Origin of the sequence: Nioella sp. MMSF_3534, assembly GCF_030732985.1 — a bacterium.
Lineage (GTDB): Bacteria > Pseudomonadota > Alphaproteobacteria > Rhodobacterales > Rhodobacteraceae > Nioella.
The window spans coordinates 74,873-89,980 of sequence record NZ_JASHJX010000011.1; the positions used below are offsets into that span (position 1 = coordinate 74,873).

At 62.9% G+C, this 15,108-nt stretch carries 15 protein-coding genes; 6 read left to right on the forward strand and 9 right to left on the reverse strand.

Annotated elements, in window-relative coordinates; translation table 11 throughout:
- The first annotated feature begins 231 nt into the window (after positions 1-231).
- From RBB16_RS06800 to RBB16_RS06810, 3 genes are read left to right on the forward strand one after another with little or no spacing between them, the layout of a single operon-like run.
- Positions 232-1,155: a sugar phosphate isomerase/epimerase gene (locus RBB16_RS06800; RefSeq protein WP_306045446.1), complete on the forward strand. Its 924-nt coding sequence runs from the start codon at positions 232-234 to the stop codon at positions 1,153-1,155.
- Entirely contained in the window at positions 1,136-2,545 is a 1,410-nt protein-coding gene (locus RBB16_RS06805; protein WP_306045447.1) for an aldehyde dehydrogenase family protein, read from the forward strand. Before RBB16_RS06800 ends, RBB16_RS06805 begins: the two co-directional genes overlap by 20 nt.
- Positions 2,545-4,326 carry a thiamine pyrophosphate-binding protein gene (locus RBB16_RS06810; protein WP_306045448.1) on the forward strand — a complete coding sequence of 594 codons (1,782 nt, stop codon included), beginning with the start codon at positions 2,545-2,547 and terminating at the stop codon, positions 4,324-4,326. Before RBB16_RS06805 ends, RBB16_RS06810 begins: the two co-directional genes overlap by 1 nt.
- Positions 4,327-4,384: 58 nt before the next feature.
- Here RBB16_RS06810 and aroQ read toward each other — a convergent pair whose 3' ends face one another.
- From aroQ to RBB16_RS06825, 3 genes are all read right to left on the reverse strand, one after another.
- Entirely contained in the window at positions 4,385-4,831 is a 447-nt protein-coding gene (aroQ, locus tag RBB16_RS06815) for a type II 3-dehydroquinate dehydratase (protein ID WP_306045450.1), read from the reverse strand.
- An 87-nt stretch (positions 4,832-4,918) separates the two neighbouring features.
- Positions 4,919-5,296 (reverse strand): carboxymuconolactone decarboxylase family protein, encoded by a 378-nt coding sequence (locus RBB16_RS06820; protein WP_306045451.1) that lies wholly within the window; start codon positions 5,294-5,296, stop codon positions 4,919-4,921.
- A gap of 8 nt (positions 5,297-5,304) precedes the next feature.
- Positions 5,305-6,126, reverse strand: a complete 822-nt coding sequence (locus tag RBB16_RS06825; protein ID WP_306045452.1) for a TauD/TfdA family dioxygenase — start codon at positions 6,124-6,126, stop codon at positions 5,305-5,307.
- Positions 6,127-6,275: 149 nt separating this feature from the next.
- Here RBB16_RS06825 and RBB16_RS06830 point away from each other — a divergent pair, with 149 nt between their 5' ends.
- Complete coding sequence (locus RBB16_RS06830) at positions 6,276-7,199, forward strand: LysR substrate-binding domain-containing protein (protein WP_306045453.1); 924 nt, start codon at positions 6,276-6,278, stop codon at positions 7,197-7,199.
- Here RBB16_RS06830 and RBB16_RS06835 read toward each other — a convergent pair.
- From RBB16_RS06835 to RBB16_RS06860, 6 genes are read right to left on the reverse strand one after another with little or no spacing between them, the layout of a single operon-like run.
- Complete coding sequence (locus tag RBB16_RS06835; protein WP_306045454.1) at positions 7,180-8,865, reverse strand: thiamine pyrophosphate-binding protein; 1,686 nt, start codon at positions 8,863-8,865, stop codon at positions 7,180-7,182. The two genes, RBB16_RS06830 and RBB16_RS06835, sit on opposite strands and share 20 nt — an antisense overlap.
- Before the next feature lie 22 nt (positions 8,866-8,887).
- Positions 8,888-9,682 carry an alpha/beta fold hydrolase gene (locus tag RBB16_RS06840; RefSeq protein ID WP_306045455.1) on the reverse strand — a complete coding sequence of 265 codons (795 nt, stop codon included), beginning with the start codon at positions 9,680-9,682 and terminating at the stop codon, positions 8,888-8,890.
- A gap of 3 nt (positions 9,683-9,685) precedes the next feature.
- Positions 9,686-10,282: an amino acid synthesis family protein gene (locus tag RBB16_RS06845; RefSeq protein WP_306045456.1), complete on the reverse strand. Its 597-nt coding sequence runs from the start codon at positions 10,280-10,282 to the stop codon at positions 9,686-9,688.
- A 34-nt stretch (positions 10,283-10,316) separates the two neighbouring features.
- On the reverse strand, positions 10,317-11,351 hold the full coding sequence (locus RBB16_RS06850) for an LLM class flavin-dependent oxidoreductase (RefSeq protein WP_306045457.1): 1,035 nt from the start codon (positions 11,349-11,351) through the stop codon (positions 10,317-10,319).
- A 10-nt stretch (positions 11,352-11,361) separates the two neighbouring features.
- Positions 11,362-12,837 carry an aldehyde dehydrogenase gene (locus RBB16_RS06855; protein ID WP_306045458.1) on the reverse strand — a complete coding sequence of 492 codons (1,476 nt, stop codon included), beginning with the start codon at positions 12,835-12,837 and terminating at the stop codon, positions 11,362-11,364.
- A complete protein-coding gene (locus tag RBB16_RS06860) occupies positions 12,837-13,370 on the reverse strand; it encodes a flavin reductase family protein (protein WP_306045459.1) in 534 nt (177 codons plus the stop codon). The genes RBB16_RS06855 and RBB16_RS06860 overlap by 1 nt, the downstream gene beginning before the upstream one ends.
- A gap of 112 nt (positions 13,371-13,482) precedes the next feature.
- Between RBB16_RS06860 and RBB16_RS06865 the strand changes: the two genes are divergently transcribed.
- Both RBB16_RS06865 and RBB16_RS06870 read left to right on the forward strand, forming a co-directional pair.
- On the forward strand, positions 13,483-14,313 hold the full coding sequence (locus tag RBB16_RS06865) for a LysR family transcriptional regulator (protein ID WP_306045460.1): 831 nt from the start codon (positions 13,483-13,485) through the stop codon (positions 14,311-14,313).
- Between the two features lie 75 nt (positions 14,314-14,388).
- Positions 14,389-15,108 (forward strand): MHYT domain-containing protein (locus RBB16_RS06870; RefSeq protein ID WP_306045461.1); only part of this gene is annotated, 720 nt, incomplete at its 3' end.

Sequence of the window (15,108 nt, forward strand, 5' to 3'; positions counted from 1 at the left end):
AACAGTTGCGCGATCTCAACGCGATCCGATGTTGCTCGAAGCGCTGTCGCGCCCGTCGCCACAAGTCGGATGGCGCGCAAACAACGCCTCCCAACTCATTGTAAATAATGCGCAAAACAAGCGGGCAAAGATTTGCCCTCGCAAAATGATTGATGATTTTAAAAATGTCATATATTTTTCTTTTCACCACATATATACAATCCTGTATCATGATTCCGCGGAGCTTCAGCGATGGCGACGACAGACCAAACGCCCCGGCCAGAGCCGCTTTATTCGCTGGCCCATCTGACGCTGATCGACTGTTCCGCGCCCGAGCTGGTCTATATCGCGGCGCGGGCGGGATATGACGCGGTCAGCCCGCGCTTCATCCCCATGCATGTGCCCGGCGAGTTTGCGAACCGGCCCGAGGACAAGGCGCTGGTGGCGGCCACCAAGCTGGCGCTGAAGACGACCGGGCTTAAGGTTCTGGACATCGAGCTTGCGCGGATCACCGACGACTGCGACCCCAAAAGCTTTGAACCGTCGCTGGAACTGGGTGGCGAATTGGGGGCCAAACGCCTGATCATGAGCGCCTGGACCAGCGACCGCGATGACCGGAACTTCCTGGTCGAGTGCTACGGGGAAACCTGTGATATCGCCGCGCAATACGGGCTGAGTGTCGATCTGGAGTTTCCCTCCTTCTCGCGGCTCAGAACCCTGGATGAGGCGCTCGATATCGTGCGGGCAGCGGACCGGCCCAATGGCGGCATTCTCGTCGACACGCTCTACCTGCATCTCAGCCGCGTCGATATCGGCGAGCTGCTGCATGTGCCGAGCGAGCTGCTGCATTTCCTCCACATCTCCGACTGCCTGCCCGGCATCGCCGACACGCGCGAGGGCATGATCCAGCTGGCCCGCGATGCGCGGCTTTATCCCGGCGAGGGCTGGATAGACTTCACCGGCATCATCGAACGGATGCCTCCGGTCGACTACTCCATCGAACTTCCCAATCAGAGCCGCGTGGCCGAGCTCGGGCTCGAAGAACACGCCCGCCGCTGTCTGATCCAGGCAAAACGCACCTTCGGGACAGCCCGGTCGAAACGGCTGCACCCCGATCCTGTTCTGGCGCAAGCCAACACACACAACGAGGGCCATCATGGGCAAAGACCTGACTGAAGACGACCGACAGCTTGTGGCTGACATGCTATCGCGCGCCCGTGCGGCAATGGCAGAGATCGAAGACTGGAGCCAGAAAGACCTGGACCGCTTGTCTCAGGCGATTGCATGGTATGCCGGAAACGAGAAGACCTTTACCCGGCTGGCGCAGCAAGGGGTCGATGAAAGCGGCATCGGCGACCGCGACGGGCGGCCCGCCAAGCGGTTCAAGATCCACATGGTGTTGCGTGACGTGCTGCGCACCCCTTCGACCGGCGTCGTGGAGGTGGACGAGGCCAGAGGGCTGGTCAAATACGCAAAGCCTGCCGGGGTTATTGCCTCGCTCATCCCGATGACCAACCCGGCAATGACGCCTCCGGTCACGGGCGTGTCCTCGGCCAATGCCCGCAATGCCGTCATCTTCAGCCCCCACCCCCGCACCGCTCAGACGACCTATGAAATGGTCGAGGTGATGCGCGCCGCCTGCCGGGCCGTGGGCGCACCCGAGGACCTGTTCCAGTCGATCCGCAAGCCTTCGATCCCCATGACCCAGCATCTGATGGAGGTCTGCGACCTGACCCTTGCCACCGGTGGCAAACCGATGGTGAAGGCCGCTTATTCCTCTGGCCGTCCGGCCTATGGCGTCGGCGCGGGCAATTCCTCGATCGTCATCGACGAGACGGCGGATATCGAGATTGCCGCGGCGAACACCCGGATTTCCAAGACCTCCGATTTCGGGTCCGGCTGTTCGGCGGATGGCAACATCATCATCCAGCGCTCGATCTATAACGCCATGGTCAAGGCGCTGGAGGCCGAGGGCGGGTATCTGTGCAACGCGCAGGAAAAGGCCCTGCTCGAGGCGGCCATGTGGGACGAAAAGGGCAACCGCACCTTCCCCACCATCGCTTGCCGCCCGCAGCAAACCGCCGAGGTGGCCGGTTTCTCGATCCCCGAGGATCGCAAGTTCCTGATGGTCGAAAATCAGGGCCAGATCGGGCCGGAACACAAGTTTTCCAAGGAGAAGCTGACCACACTGATGGCGCTTTACCACTTCGAGACCTTCGATGACGCGCTGGAAACCGTGCGGGCCATCTACGAGACCGGCGGCAAGGGCCATTCCTGCGGCATCTACAGCCACAATGACGACCATATCGACGCGCTGGCCCGTCTGGCCCCTGTCAGCCGCATGATGGTCCGCCAGCCGCAATCCAAGGCCAACGCGGGTGCCTGGACAAACGGGATGCCGATGACCTCCAGCCTTGGTTGCGGAATCTGGGGCGGCAACATCACCAATGAGAATGTCACCATGAAACACATGATGAACTACACTTGGGTCAGCCGCCCGATCCCAGAGGATCGTCCCTCGGAGGAGGAACTGTTCGGTGAGTTCTTCGGGCAGGAGGTCGCGTGATGGACGGCACAGCAGTTGAGCACAAGACCGTCGCCGAACATATCGTCGACTTTCTAGAACGGCGCGAGGTGCGCCATGTGTTCGGCCTCTGCGGCCATACCAATATCGCGGTGCTGGCGGCCCTCGCCGAAAGCCCCATCGACTTCGTCACCGTGCGCCATGAACAGATCGCGAGCCACGCGGCGGATGCTTATGCGCGGGTGACGGGCAAGGCCTCGGTGGTGTTGTCGCACCTGTCGCCGGGGTTGACCAATTGCGCCACCGGGGTCGCCAATGCGGCGCTCGACTGCATTCCCATGGTGGTGATCGCGGGCGATATTCCGACCCACTACTATGGCAAGCACCCGCATCAGGAGGTCAACCTGCATGCCGATGCTGCCCAGTGGGAAATCTATCGCCCCTTCGTGAAACGCGCCTGGCGGGTGGACCGGGCCGACCTGATGGCCGAGATCCTCGAAAAGGCGTTCCATCTGGCCGAAAGCGGCCAGCCCGGCCCGGTGCTGGTGAATGTTCCGATGGACATCTTCAGCCAGCGCATCCCGGCGGACAGTTTCGACCGGATCAGGGACAACACCCGCGCGCTTGTGAAACCCTCGATCGACGATGACACCGCGCGGTCGATTGTCGAACGTCTGGCCAAGGCGGATCGCCCCGTGGCCTATGTGGGCGGCGGCATCCTGCTGGCCAAGGCGAGCGAGGAGTTGCGGGAGTTCGTGGAGCATATGGGCCTGCCCGTGGCGCATAGTCTGATGGGCAAAGGCGCGCTGCGCGACGATCACCCCTTGGTCATGGGCATGACCGGGTTCTGGGGGACGGAACTGGTGAACCAGTCCTGCCTGAATGCAGACTATGTCTTTGCCGTCGGCACAAGGTTCAAGGAGGCCGATTGTTCCAGCTGGTATCCCGGCTACACCTTCAACATCCCCGGCTCGAAGGTCATCCATATCGACATCGAACCGCAGGAGATCGGCCGCAACTACCCGACCGAGATCGGCGTGGTGGCCGATGCCAAGGCGGCGCTGCGGGTGCTGACGCGCGTGGCGAAAGAGATGTATCCTGACGGGTTTGCACGACCCGAAAAGAAGGCCGAAATCGCCGAGTTCCGCACCGCCTTCAAGGCGTCGAACGCCGCTATGGCAGAGAGCCCGGCTTTCCCCATGATGCCCGAACGCATTCTGGCCGACACCCGCAGGGCGCTGCCCGAAGATGCGATCATCACCACCGATGTGGGCTGGAACAAGAACGGCGTGGGTCAGCAGTTCGACATTCTGACGCCGGGCACGATCCTGACGCCGGGCGGCTTTGCCACCATGGGATTTGGCCCGCCCGCCGCCATCGGCGCGAAACTGGCCGCACCCGACCGGGTGGTTCTCAGCCTCGTGGGCGATGGCGGGTTCGGGCAGAACCCCTCGATGCTGGCAACGGCGGTGGAGCTTGATCTGGGCATCATCTGGCTGGTGATGAACAACAACGCGTTTGGCACCATCGCGGGGCTGCAAAAGGCGCATTACGGGCTGACCTATGGCACCACCTTCCCCGGCACCGCCGCCGCGCCCACGAACGGGCCGGGCTACGCCGAGATTGCACAAGCCTATGGCGCGGAAGGGGTGCGGGTGACTTCAGCCGATGAGCTTTTGCCCGCCCTTCAGGCGGCGATTGCCAGCGGCAAACCGACGGTTCTGGATGTGGCGATGATCAACAACCCGACACCCACGACCGGGCATTGGAACATCCTCGACATCTACTCGCCCGACAAGGATGTGAGCCACGTCTCGACCTGAACCGGCATTCACGCCGCAAAGAACTGCATCCCCTGCCCTCGCGGGGGATGTTTACGCCCTACTTCTTGCCCGTCAGCATCTCGCACAGATGGCGCACCGCCAGCGTGTAGCCATTGATGCCGAACCCCATCAGAACCGCATCCGCCCGCAGGCCCACATATGACGTGTGGCGAAAGCTTTCGCGCTTGTGGATCTGGCTGACATGGACCTCGACCACGGGGCCCTCGAACGTGTTCAGCGCATCCATGATGGCAATCGACGTGTGGGTATAGGCCCCGGCATTCAGCACGATTCCGGCGGCCTGGTCACGCGCCTCGTGGATCCAGTCGACCAACTGGCCCTCGTGGTTCGATTGCATTTGCCTGACCTCGACCCCGAAGCCCGAAGCCTCTGCCGCACAATTGCGTTCCACATCCTGCAGCGTGTCATGGCCGTACAACTCCGGCTGTCGCTGGCCCAACAGGTTCAGGTTGGGGCCGTTCAGGATGTAGATGGTCTGGCTCATATCGGGTCTTTCCGGGGCATGAGGGGCGGCGTTCGCCTTCTAATGGCAGCGAAACCGCCTTCTATCAAGCTTTTGCACCCGGAAGTGTCAGAACGAGGCCTCTTCCTCGAACTTCGCCAGCTCCTCCTCAAGGATCGGGGTGGACATGGTCATGGCGTGAATGCCCATGATGGTGGTCAGCTGGATCACCTCCATGATTTCCGCGCGCGTGGCCCCTGCGCGCAGCGCATTCTGGATGTGCCGCCGCACGCCCGGCGCCCAAAGATGCGTTGTCGCCGCGTTGATCGCGATGAAGATCAGTTCCTTGTATTTCTGCTCCAGCGGCCCGTGGTTCTGCGGGACAGACCGGAAATGCAGGAAGCCTTCCAGATACTCCGGGTCCATCTCGGCCATCTTGTCCCAGACCGGGTTCCAGTCATCGGATTGGCGTTGCGCTTCGGTGTAGAGATATTTTTTGTCAGTCATGGTCTTTCTCAGTCCTCCGGGGCTCGGGCGTCGCGTATGACGGTCACGCGGTTCATGCAGCGATAGGCGGGAAGGTAATCGGCCACCGCATAATGCATGGTGCAGCGATTATCCCACATAGCGATGTCACCGGCCTGCCAGCGCCAGCGCATCTGATCTTCGGGTTTGTTCATGTGATTGGTCAGCCAGGTCTTGAGGGAATTGGCGGCGTTCGTTGGCAGATCCAGGATATGCGTGACAAACGCCTCGTTGAAGTTGAGGAACTTGCGGCCGGTCACCGGATGCCTGCCGATGAGGGGCCGGATCATATGGCCAAAGCGCGGCAGGGCGCTGTCAAGCTGTTCCTTGGAGGGGAAAGAGTTGCGGAAATCCCCCATGTCGTGGATCGCCTCCAGCCCCTCCAGATCCTGTTTCATCCCCTCGGGCAGGCGGTCATAGGCGGCGTAGCAGCTGGACCACATGGTATCGCCGCCCACCTCCGGCACGACCCGCGCCACAAGGATCGAGGCAAAGGGCTGAACCCGTTTGAAGGTCAGATCGGTGTGCCACGTGTTGGTATCGGGCGGCGCGCCGCTGTCGTTTTCAAGTTTCACGATCCGCTCATATCCTTCCACATGCGGATAAAGCGGGTGCGGCTCGTCCAGTTGGCCAAAGCTTTCGGCAAGCTTCAGATGCGCGGCAGGCGAAAGATCGGTGCCACGCAGGAAAATCACCTGATGGTCCATCAACTGCGCGTAAAGCGCATCCGCCATGGCCTGCGTCAGCGGGGCAGACAGGTCGACCCCGGTCAAGACTGCGCCAATGGCCGGTGTGATTTTCGCGACATCCATAGTCGGCTTCTCCCTCAGCTTGATCATGTCCGTTGCCCGGATACCATCCGTTGCGCAGATGGCCGTTCCCGACAACTTTGTTGAAAGCTTAGGGACAGGGACCCAGCATTTATATTGAGGAATTCTGTCAAACTGCATTACCAAATGTTATGAGAAAATATCGCCGACTCCTGCCCTCCACGTCCCGGCTTGTCGCCTTTGTGGCGGTTGCGAAGACCGGCAGCATTACCGCTGCCGCTGACGCGCTTGGCCTGACCCAGGCCGCCGTCAGCCGCCAATTGCGAGAGCTGGAGGACTTCCTTGGGCAAAACCTGGCAAACCGCACGCCCAAGGGCATTGTCCTGACCTCGGCAGGGCAACGCCTGATCGCGGACCTGCCGAGCGCGCTGGACATGATCTGCGATGCGGTCGAGGCCACGATACACGAGGGCAGAACCCCAAGCGTCACGGTCTTCTGCGACCACAGCCTGACGACCAGCTGGCTGAATCGCAGGGTCATGGAGTTCGAAGGCGAGCATCCGGGGATCAATGTTCAGGTCCTGTCGTCAAACCGCCCACCCGAAACCTTTGCCGGTCAGTTCGATGTCGCGGTGCAGCACGGGCGCCCCGAAACGCAGGGGCAGGAAAGCTGGCTGATTGCCACGGACCGGGTATTTCCGGTTTGCGCGCCGTCGATGCTGCAACGCCTGCCCCCGCAGCCAGACCTGCGCGACCTGCTGGATTTTCCGCTGCTGGAATTCGCGCCCACGCGGCGCGACTGGTTGCACTGGCCGGATTTCCTGAAGGCCCATGGCATCGACACGCCGCCAAAGCCGAAAACAACCTTCGACAGCTATGCCATCGCGATCGAGGCCGCCCGGCTTGGGCAGGGTATCCTGCTCGGTTGGGAAATCGTGGTCGCTCCGCATCTGGCCAGCGGGGCTCTGACAGCCATCGGCCCGTGGGACATGGACGCCCCCGGTGGCCTGCGCGTCCATTTTTCGCCACCTGGGCTGTCCGACCCTGCCCGGTCCTTTGCGCATTGGCTTAGGCATCCCGACCCGTCCCAGTCCCTCACCCTCCCCGGTGTTTGAAGCTGTCGCGGCGGAAGGAATAGAGCGCCGCCGGGTCAACCGACACGTCAATGACGGCTGGCTTTCCGCAGTCCAGAGCGGCCTTGATGCAATCGGCGGTTTCGTCCAGCGTTTCCGCCTTGAAACCGCGTGCGCCGTAAAGCTCCGCCAGCTTGTCAAACGGCGGGCTGGAAATATCGGCGCCGATATAGCGCTGGCCGAAGAAATCGCGCTGATAGGCCTTTTCCGCCCCCCAACAGCCGTTGTTCATGACCACGGTCACGGTGTTGATGCCGTAATCGACGGCGGTGGACAGTTCCGACACCGTCATGCCGAAACCGCCGTCGCCCATCAGGCTGATGACCGGCCGGTCGGGCATGGCCAGTTTCACGCCGAGGCCGGCAGCGAAGGAAAAGCCGACAAGGCCGAAATCGAGCGGGGTGAAGAGGCTTTTCGGCTGCCAGTAGTTCATCGCGTCGGTGGCCTGCAGACACAGCGTGCCCGCATCCATGGTCAGGGCGCTCTCTTTCGGCAGCACGTCGCGCAGCGTCTTGAACAGGCCCGAGGGCTGAATGGGCAGCGTCGCCACATCCGCATCCGCGTCGCGCTTCGTCAGATAGGCCTGTCGCTCGGTCTTGTAAGCCGCCGTCCAGTCCTCCGCCAGTTTGCGGTCGTCGATCCTGGCCAGCGCCGCCACCAGTTGCCGCGCGGCTGTTGGCGCATCGGCCAGGATGCCAAGGGTCGAGGGGAAATAGCGCCCGATCGCGGTCGCTTCCTGCTCAATCTGGATGATCGCAGCGTCGCGGTTGATGTTGTCGTAGCTATAGAAGGTGGAATTGAAGCCAAGCCGCGTGCCAAGCGCGAGGATCACGTCGGCCTCTTTCACCAGCCTTGATGCCACCGGGTTGCCACGCGGGCCCATCTGGCCGGCGTTCAGCGGATGGCCGAAGGGTAGTGCGTCGCCATGGCCGGGCGAGGTCACGATGGGACAGCCCGCCACCTCTGCCAGCGCCAGCGCTTCGTCGGTCGCCCCGGTCATCTTGATCCCGCCGCCTGCGACGATCACCGGGCGTTCGGCCCCGCGCAGCATGGCCGCGGCCTTGGCAATCGCGTCGTCCGATCCGGCGGCGGGGGAGTGAGCATAGGTCTCCGGCCCCGGCATCGGGTCGAAATTGGCCTCGCCCGACAGCACGTCGCGCGGCAGGTTCAGCTGCACCGGCCCCTTGCGGGGCGCCTGCGCCACGCGGAAGGCCTCGCGCACCATTTCCGGCACCCGGTCGGTGCCGGTCGCGGTCCAGGTCTTCTTGGTGATGGGCGCGAACAGCGCCTGCTGGTCGACCTCCTGAAAGGCATCGCGGTAGATATGGCCAGAGGAGAGCATCCCGGCGATGGACACGACCGGCGAATAGGCCGCCTTGGCCTGCGCCAGACCGGTCACGAGGTTCGTGGCCCCCGGCCCGTTCTGGCCCGCCAATACCACACCCGCCTTGCCGCTGGCGCGGGCAAAGCCATCGGCCATGTGGGTGCCCGTGCGTTCGTCATGCACCCCGATAAAGTTGATCTCGGGCGCATCGTAGAGCGCATCGAACATCTCCATCGTGGCCGAGCCGATGAGCCCGAAGATATGATCCACCTTCTCGGCCTTCAGCGCCTCGACCGCCGCCTGTCCGCCTGTCAGTTTCGTCATTGTCCTGTGTCCTTTCCTGTCCTCACCCCGCGTGGCGGATGAGGAAATCCCTTGTCGGGCCGGTGAAGAGCCCGGGCCGTTCCAGAAGGCCCAGATGCTGCAAGCGCGGCACGATGATGGTCTCTGCGCCTTCGATCTCGCTCGCGATGGCGTGGCCCATGGCCGGTGTGCTGCCCGTGTCATTCTCGCAGGTCATGACCAGCGTGGGGTGGGTGATGGGCGGTGTGGGCCGGATCAGTTCGGTGACGCCGCCGGCCAGCACGTAGCGATGGCCGGTGTAATTGTCGGGGTCATTGGCCAGAACGGTGTCCCGCACCCAGTTCACAGTATCCGGGTCGCTGTCCAGAAACCCCGGCGTGAACCAGCGTCTGAGCGTCTCCTCGATGGTCGCGGCAGGCCCCCCTGCCCCGGTATCCCGCGCGCGCTGTTCCACCAGCGCCTGCGCCTCGGGGCTGCGTTCATGCGGCGAGTTCTGGATGACCAGCGCCGTAGCCCGTTCGGGATGATCCATCGCGAAGCGCCGGTTGATCATGCCGCCGAGGGAAAAGCCCACGAGCGCGGCCTTTTGGATGCCCAGATGATCCAGCAGCCGGACGATCTGTTCCGACAAAACCGTGAGGCTCGGGGTTTCAACCGGTAGGGCGCTTTCCCCATGGCCGCAAAGGTCATAGGTCAGCACCCGGAACCGGTCGGCAAAGGCAGGGACGTGATCCTTCCACGTCGCCCGCGTCAGCCCCAGACCGTGGATCAGCACCACCACCGGCGCGCCTTCGGGGCCCGTCAGGTCATAGGCGGTACCATCAGGTGCGATTGCCATCGCTTACACCCCCGCCGGATTATCGACGGAGCGGCCCATTTCCTCCAGATCCTCATATCGGTTGCCGATCCGGTGATGGGGATGTCCGCCGAGGCTGCCGCCAAGTGCCACGATGATCTCATCCTCCGCAGGCGCATCTGGGATCGTGGTTTGCAGCGTCTGGTAGTGGGACCGCCGCCCGCCATCGTCCTTGTCCATCATCGGGATAGTGATGGTGCAGCCCGCCGCGCCTCGGGTGTTCGAAAACACCAGATAGGTCTTGGCATCGATCGCCTCGCGCAGCTGGTTGCCGAACCACAGCGAATGGGTCAGCGCCTGCGCGTGCTCCACCTCACCACCCATGCCCACGATGGAGGCCTTGCCGACCCCTTCGATGGACCCGCCCGACAGGCGCAACAGTTCCTCGGTCAGAAGCTTGCCGATGACGGGGCAGTGTTCGCGGATCTCGGGCTTCATGTCCTCCACGAAGCCGCGCCCGAACCACGGGTTGCGGATCACGGCCATCGCGGCAAACATGCGCGTGGGCTCGGGAACTTCGCGGCCCTCTTCCACATGGGTCAGTTGGGTCAGCGTGAGCACACGCCGGATTTCTACAGCCATTTTCTCTGGTCCTGTTCGCGTTCGTTTCTGGGGGTCAGGCGTAGGCCGGCATGACCTTGTCGATGAAGAGCCTCAGGCTCTCCTTCTGCTGGTCCATGTCCATGCCCATGGAGGCGTAATAGATGAAGGCATCGACGCCGAGCGCCTCGTAGAGCTTGAGCTTCTCGATGACGGTCTCGGGCGTGCCGAACATCAGGTTTTCTTCCAGCATCACCGGATCGACGCGGAAATTGCCCTCCAGTTCTTCCGCGTTCACCGTGTCGGGGAAGCCGTTATGCACTTCGCCGGTCTTGGTCATGAGATTGCCGAACATGGCCAGTTGCACCCGGACGGAATCGAGCGCACGCTGGCGGTCTTCCTCGGTCTCATACACCGCCGTGTGGCGCATCATCGCCCAGGTCCCGTTGAATTTGCCGCCATTCCTGGCGATGGCGTCATCGAGACGCCCGCGATAGGTTTCCGCCTCGCTCATCGGCATGGTCAGCGGCCAGCTCATGATGTTGCAATCATGCTCAACGGCGTAATCGAAGGTAATGGGCGCGCGGGCGGCGACCCAAATCGGCACGTCCTGCTGCAGGGGTTTCGGGCAGGAGGTCGATTTGGGGAAGTTCCAGTAGGTGCCGTTATGCTCGTAATCGCCCTTCCAAAGCTCCTTCACCACCGGCAGCATTTCCTGCATGTAACGCCAGCCATCTTTCTGATCGAGGCCGGGGAACATGCGGTCGAACTCCCGCTGATAGGCGCCCGATCCGATGCCGAACTCCAGCCGCCCCTCGCTGGTGAGGTCGAGGAACGCCGCTTCGCCCGCCAGATCAATCGGGTGCCAGTAGGCCGCGTTCACGACACCCACGCCAAGGCGGATGTTCTTGGCATGCTCGCCCCACCAGGTCAGGATCTGGAAGGGGTTGGGCGCGATGGTCATTTCCAGCGCGTGGTGCTCGGCGGCCCAGGCAATCTCAAAGCCCGCTTCGTCGGCCATCTTGACCATGTCCAGCGTGTGATCGCGGACCTGACGGATGTCGGTCTCAGGGGTCATGCGTTCGAGGTTGATCGCGAGGTGAAATTTCATGGGGTGATCCTCAACGGGGTTGGAAGGGGCTGGCGATCGGGTCTTCGGACATGTTCATCCAGACAGTCTTGGGACGGGTGAAATCCCACAGCGCCTGAAAGCCGCTTTCGCGCCCGTAGCCAGAGTTTTTCATGCCGCCGAATTCTGCAATCGGGGAAATCGCGCGGTAGGTGTTGACCCAGACAATGCCCGCCTTGATGCGCTTGGACATGCGCAAGGCACGGGCGTTGTTGCGGGTGAAGATACCGGCGGCGAGGCCGTGGACCGTGTCATTGGCAAGCGCGAGCGCCTCCTCCTCGGTGCGGAAGCGCTGCACCGCAAGCACCGGGCCGAAAAGCTCGGTATCGACAATGGTCAGGTCATTGCGCGGGCAGTCGATGATGGTGGGTTGGAAGTAGAGCCCCGCCAGCCCCTCGGGACGTTTGCCACCGACCAGAACCGTGCCGCCCTCTTCCTCAGCCAGCGCCACCTGCCGCGTGATGTGGTCGAGCTGCCCTTGCGTGCAGAGCGGCCCCATCTCGGTTTCCTCGGCCTGCGGGTCACCGATGCGAATGCCTTGGGCGATCTTGACCATGCGGGCGAGGAAGTCGTCCGCGATATCCTCGTGCAGGTAGAGCCGTGATCCAGCGACACAGCTTTGCCCCGAGGCCGCGAAGATGCCCGCGACCGAGCCGTTCACGGCGCTGTCTATATCGGCGTCGTCGAAGACGATGAAGGGGGATTTGCCGCCCAGTTCCAGCGACACTTCCGCGAAGTTTTCCGCCGAATTGCGCACGATATGGCGTGCGGCCACTGGCCCGCCGGTAAACGCGATCCGCGCCACCAGCGGATGTTTCGTCAGCGCCTCGCCGCAGGCGATGCCGCCGGTGACGATATTGACCACGCCATCGGGAATGCCCGCCTCGGCCACCAGCTTGCCGAACTCCAGCAGGGGGGCGGAGGCATGTTCCGACGCTTTCAGGACAATCGTATTCCCCGTGGCCAGCGCCGGGCCGATCTTCACGGCACTGAGGAACATCTGCGAATTCCACGGGATCACGGCGGCGATCACGCCAAGCGGTTCGCGGTTCGTGAAAACGAACATGTCGGGCTTGTCGATCGGCAGGGTCTCACCGTGGATCTTGTCGGCAGCACCTGCATAGAACCGCAGGAATTCCGCGATGTAACTCGCCTGCCAGCGGGTTTCCTTGAACATCTTGCCGGTGTCGCGGGTCTCGATCCGGCCGATATGTTCGGAATTCTCTGCCAGCAGATCCGCCAGCCGACCGAGGCATTTGCCGCGCTCGGTCGGTGTCATCTGTCCCCAGGGGCCATCCAGCGCCGCATGGGCCGCGCGCACCGCGCGGTCAACGTCTTCGGGTGTCGCCTCGGGGATCTCGCACCAGTCCTCGCCGGTTGCCGGGTCGAAACTGGTGAAACGCGCGGCATCCGTGGCCTGCACCCAGTCCCCGCCGATCAGCATGTCGTATCGTTGCAAAGCGCCCATCAGTTGACGGCCCCCATGGTTTGAACGGTTTTCGGTGTGACGCGGTGATAGGCGCCGTCGAGATAGGTCAGCGGTTCGCGGTCGCCATGGCCCACGGCCTCGACCCGGCCGAAGACCACCAGATGACTGCCGGACTGCACCACATTGTCGATGGTGCAGGCGAAACTGGTCGCGCCATCGATCTGCGGTGGCATGCCCTTGTCACCTTGACAGGGGATCCCTGTGAACCTGTCCGCGATCTCGCGGTCATGGGCCCCGGCAAAGCGGTCGGCAATGCTGTCGCTGTGATCGGGCAGCACGTTGACGCAGAAGCGCCCGTTTGCCTCGACCGCCGCCGCGATGCGGCTTTTGGCATGCAGACAAACCAGAACGGTCGGCGGGTCGGCGGAAACCGAGGAAAAGGCGCTGACAGTCGCGCCGTGACGGCCTGCGGTGCCATCGGTCGTGACCACTGTCACGCTGGCGGCCACGCGGCGCATGGCGGTGATGAAATCCGACCGCGCGACGGCGGATGATGGGGGCGTTCCCTGCATCGCAACCTCCCTTGCTCTGCTGTTTCGCGTAAGGGGAGAGTTGCAGATTCCATCATATTTGTATAACGAATTATTTTAAGCGATAAATTCAACTATCTTGAAGTATAGCACCGTGAACCTCGCCGCCCTGCAAACCTTTGTTGCCATCGTCGAAACCGGATCGCTCGTGCGCGCCTCGGAACGGTTGCATGTGACGCAATCGACCGTGACCATGCGGCTGAAGGCGCTGGAGGCAGACCTGGGCCAGACGGTGCTGAACCGACAGAAATCCGGGGTGACCCTGACGCCTGCGGGCACCAAGCTGCTGAACTACGCCCAGATCATGATCGGGCTGTGGCGTCAGGCCAAGCTGGAGGCCGGACTGCCCACGGGCGTCAACATGATCTGCAACTTCGGCTGCACGCCAGAGCTCTGGCCGATTGGCGGAAAGCGCATCTTCGACATGATCCGCGCGCGTCAGCCAGATATCGCCCTGTCCGTCTATCACGGCAGCCCCGAGGTGCTGGACAGATGGACCGCGACCGGCCAGATCGACCTGTGCCTGACCCGCGACCCGGTGGCGCGCAAGGGCCAGACGGTGCTGCCCCTGCCTGCCGACGAACTGGCGCTTTATTCCGACCGGCCCGATACGCCCGTTCGCAGCGGGTCGAATTACATCTTCGTGGACTATGGCGAGGATTTCCGCCGCAGCCATGGCGAGGAATATCACGACGCAGGCACTGCCCGGACCACCTTCAACGCCGCCAGCGCCGCGCTGGACTACTTGCTGGAAGTGGGCGGATCGGTCTATCTGCCCCGGTCCCTGGTCGCGGTCCGAACCGATGCCACGGGGCTGTATGAAATCGCTGATGCCCCGCTCTTTTCCCTCGGCACATATTTGCTGATGCCAGAGTCCGCGAAAAACACCTGGGACTGGATCGCCGGGGCATTTGCGCAAGGCTGACTCCATCTGGCAAATTGCGCGCCCCCCACCAGTTTGCTAGCCTGCCGCCAGCACCGGGGAGGGTGCAGGGACATCATGCTCGACTACACACATAATGGCTGGCTTGTTGCGGCCTCTCTGGCCGTGGCCCTGATGGCAGGCTTCACGGGGCTGTCCCTGACCCATGGCGCGTCGCGGCTGGACCGGCCAAGGCGCAAGATCATCGTGGCGCTGGCAGCAGTGGTTCTGGGCGGCGGCATCTGGTCGATGCATTTCGTGGCGATGCTGGGGCTGCAACTGCCGATCCTGTTCTATTATGACGCGCTGATCACGCTCGCCTCGGCCCTGATCGCGATCCTGATGGTGGGGCTGGCGCTGCTGTTGCTGCATTTCCGCGCCCGGTCTTTGCCGGTCATAGTCGGTGCGGGCACGATCGTGGGGCTGGGTATCGTGGTGATGCATTACGTGGGAATGGCCGGGATGCAGCTGTGCAGGCCGGTCTACACGGCTGTGGATGTCGCGATCGCGACCGTGGCATCGGTCTTGCTGTCGGTGCTGGCGATCTGGGTGGCCTATGACAGCCGCACGCATCGCAACATCCTGCTTGGCACCGCCTGCTTCGGGCTGGCGGTCTTCACGATGCATTTCGTGGCGACGGGCCTGACCGGGTTTACCGCCGCTGATGCAGGGGGCGGGGCCGGGCCGACGCTGAGCAACCAGGTGCTGGCCATGGGCGTCACGGTCTCGGCCTTCCTGATCTGCGGGGCCTTCCTTCTGACCGGCATCACCTTCATAGAGCCTGCCCCCAGTGCCACC

Coding starts and splice junctions, on each gene's coding strand:
- RBB16_RS06805 (WP_306045447.1), top strand. CDS start 1,136: ATGGGCAAAGACCTGACTGAAGACGACCGACAGCTTGTGGCTGACATG.
- RBB16_RS06830 (WP_306045453.1), top strand. CDS start 6,276: ATGAGAAAATATCGCCGACTCCTGCCCTCCACGTCCCGGCTTGTCGCC.
- aroQ (WP_306045450.1), bottom strand. CDS start 4,831: ATGAGCCAGACCATCTACATCCTGAACGGCCCCAACCTGAACCTGTTG.
- RBB16_RS06825 (WP_306045452.1), bottom strand. CDS start 6,126: ATGGATGTCGCGAAAATCACACCGGCCATTGGCGCAGTCTTGACCGGG.
- RBB16_RS06820 (WP_306045451.1), bottom strand. CDS start 5,296: ATGACTGACAAAAAATATCTCTACACCGAAGCGCAACGCCAATCCGAT.
- RBB16_RS06810 (WP_306045448.1), top strand. CDS start 2,545: ATGGACGGCACAGCAGTTGAGCACAAGACCGTCGCCGAACATATCGTC.
- RBB16_RS06850 (WP_306045457.1), bottom strand. CDS start 11,351: ATGAAATTTCACCTCGCGATCAACCTCGAACGCATGACCCCTGAGACC.
- RBB16_RS06800 (WP_306045446.1), top strand. CDS start 232: ATGGCGACGACAGACCAAACGCCCCGGCCAGAGCCGCTTTATTCGCTG.
- RBB16_RS06845 (WP_306045456.1), bottom strand. CDS start 10,282: ATGGCTGTAGAAATCCGGCGTGTGCTCACGCTGACCCAACTGACCCAT.
- RBB16_RS06855 (WP_306045458.1), bottom strand. CDS start 12,837: ATGGGCGCTTTGCAACGATACGACATGCTGATCGGCGGGGACTGGGTG.
- RBB16_RS06860 (WP_306045459.1), bottom strand. CDS start 13,370: ATGCAGGGAACGCCCCCATCATCCGCCGTCGCGCGGTCGGATTTCATC.
- RBB16_RS06835 (WP_306045454.1), bottom strand. CDS start 8,865: ATGACGAAACTGACAGGCGGACAGGCGGCGGTCGAGGCGCTGAAGGCC.
- RBB16_RS06840 (WP_306045455.1), bottom strand. CDS start 9,682: ATGGCAATCGCACCTGATGGTACCGCCTATGACCTGACGGGCCCCGAA.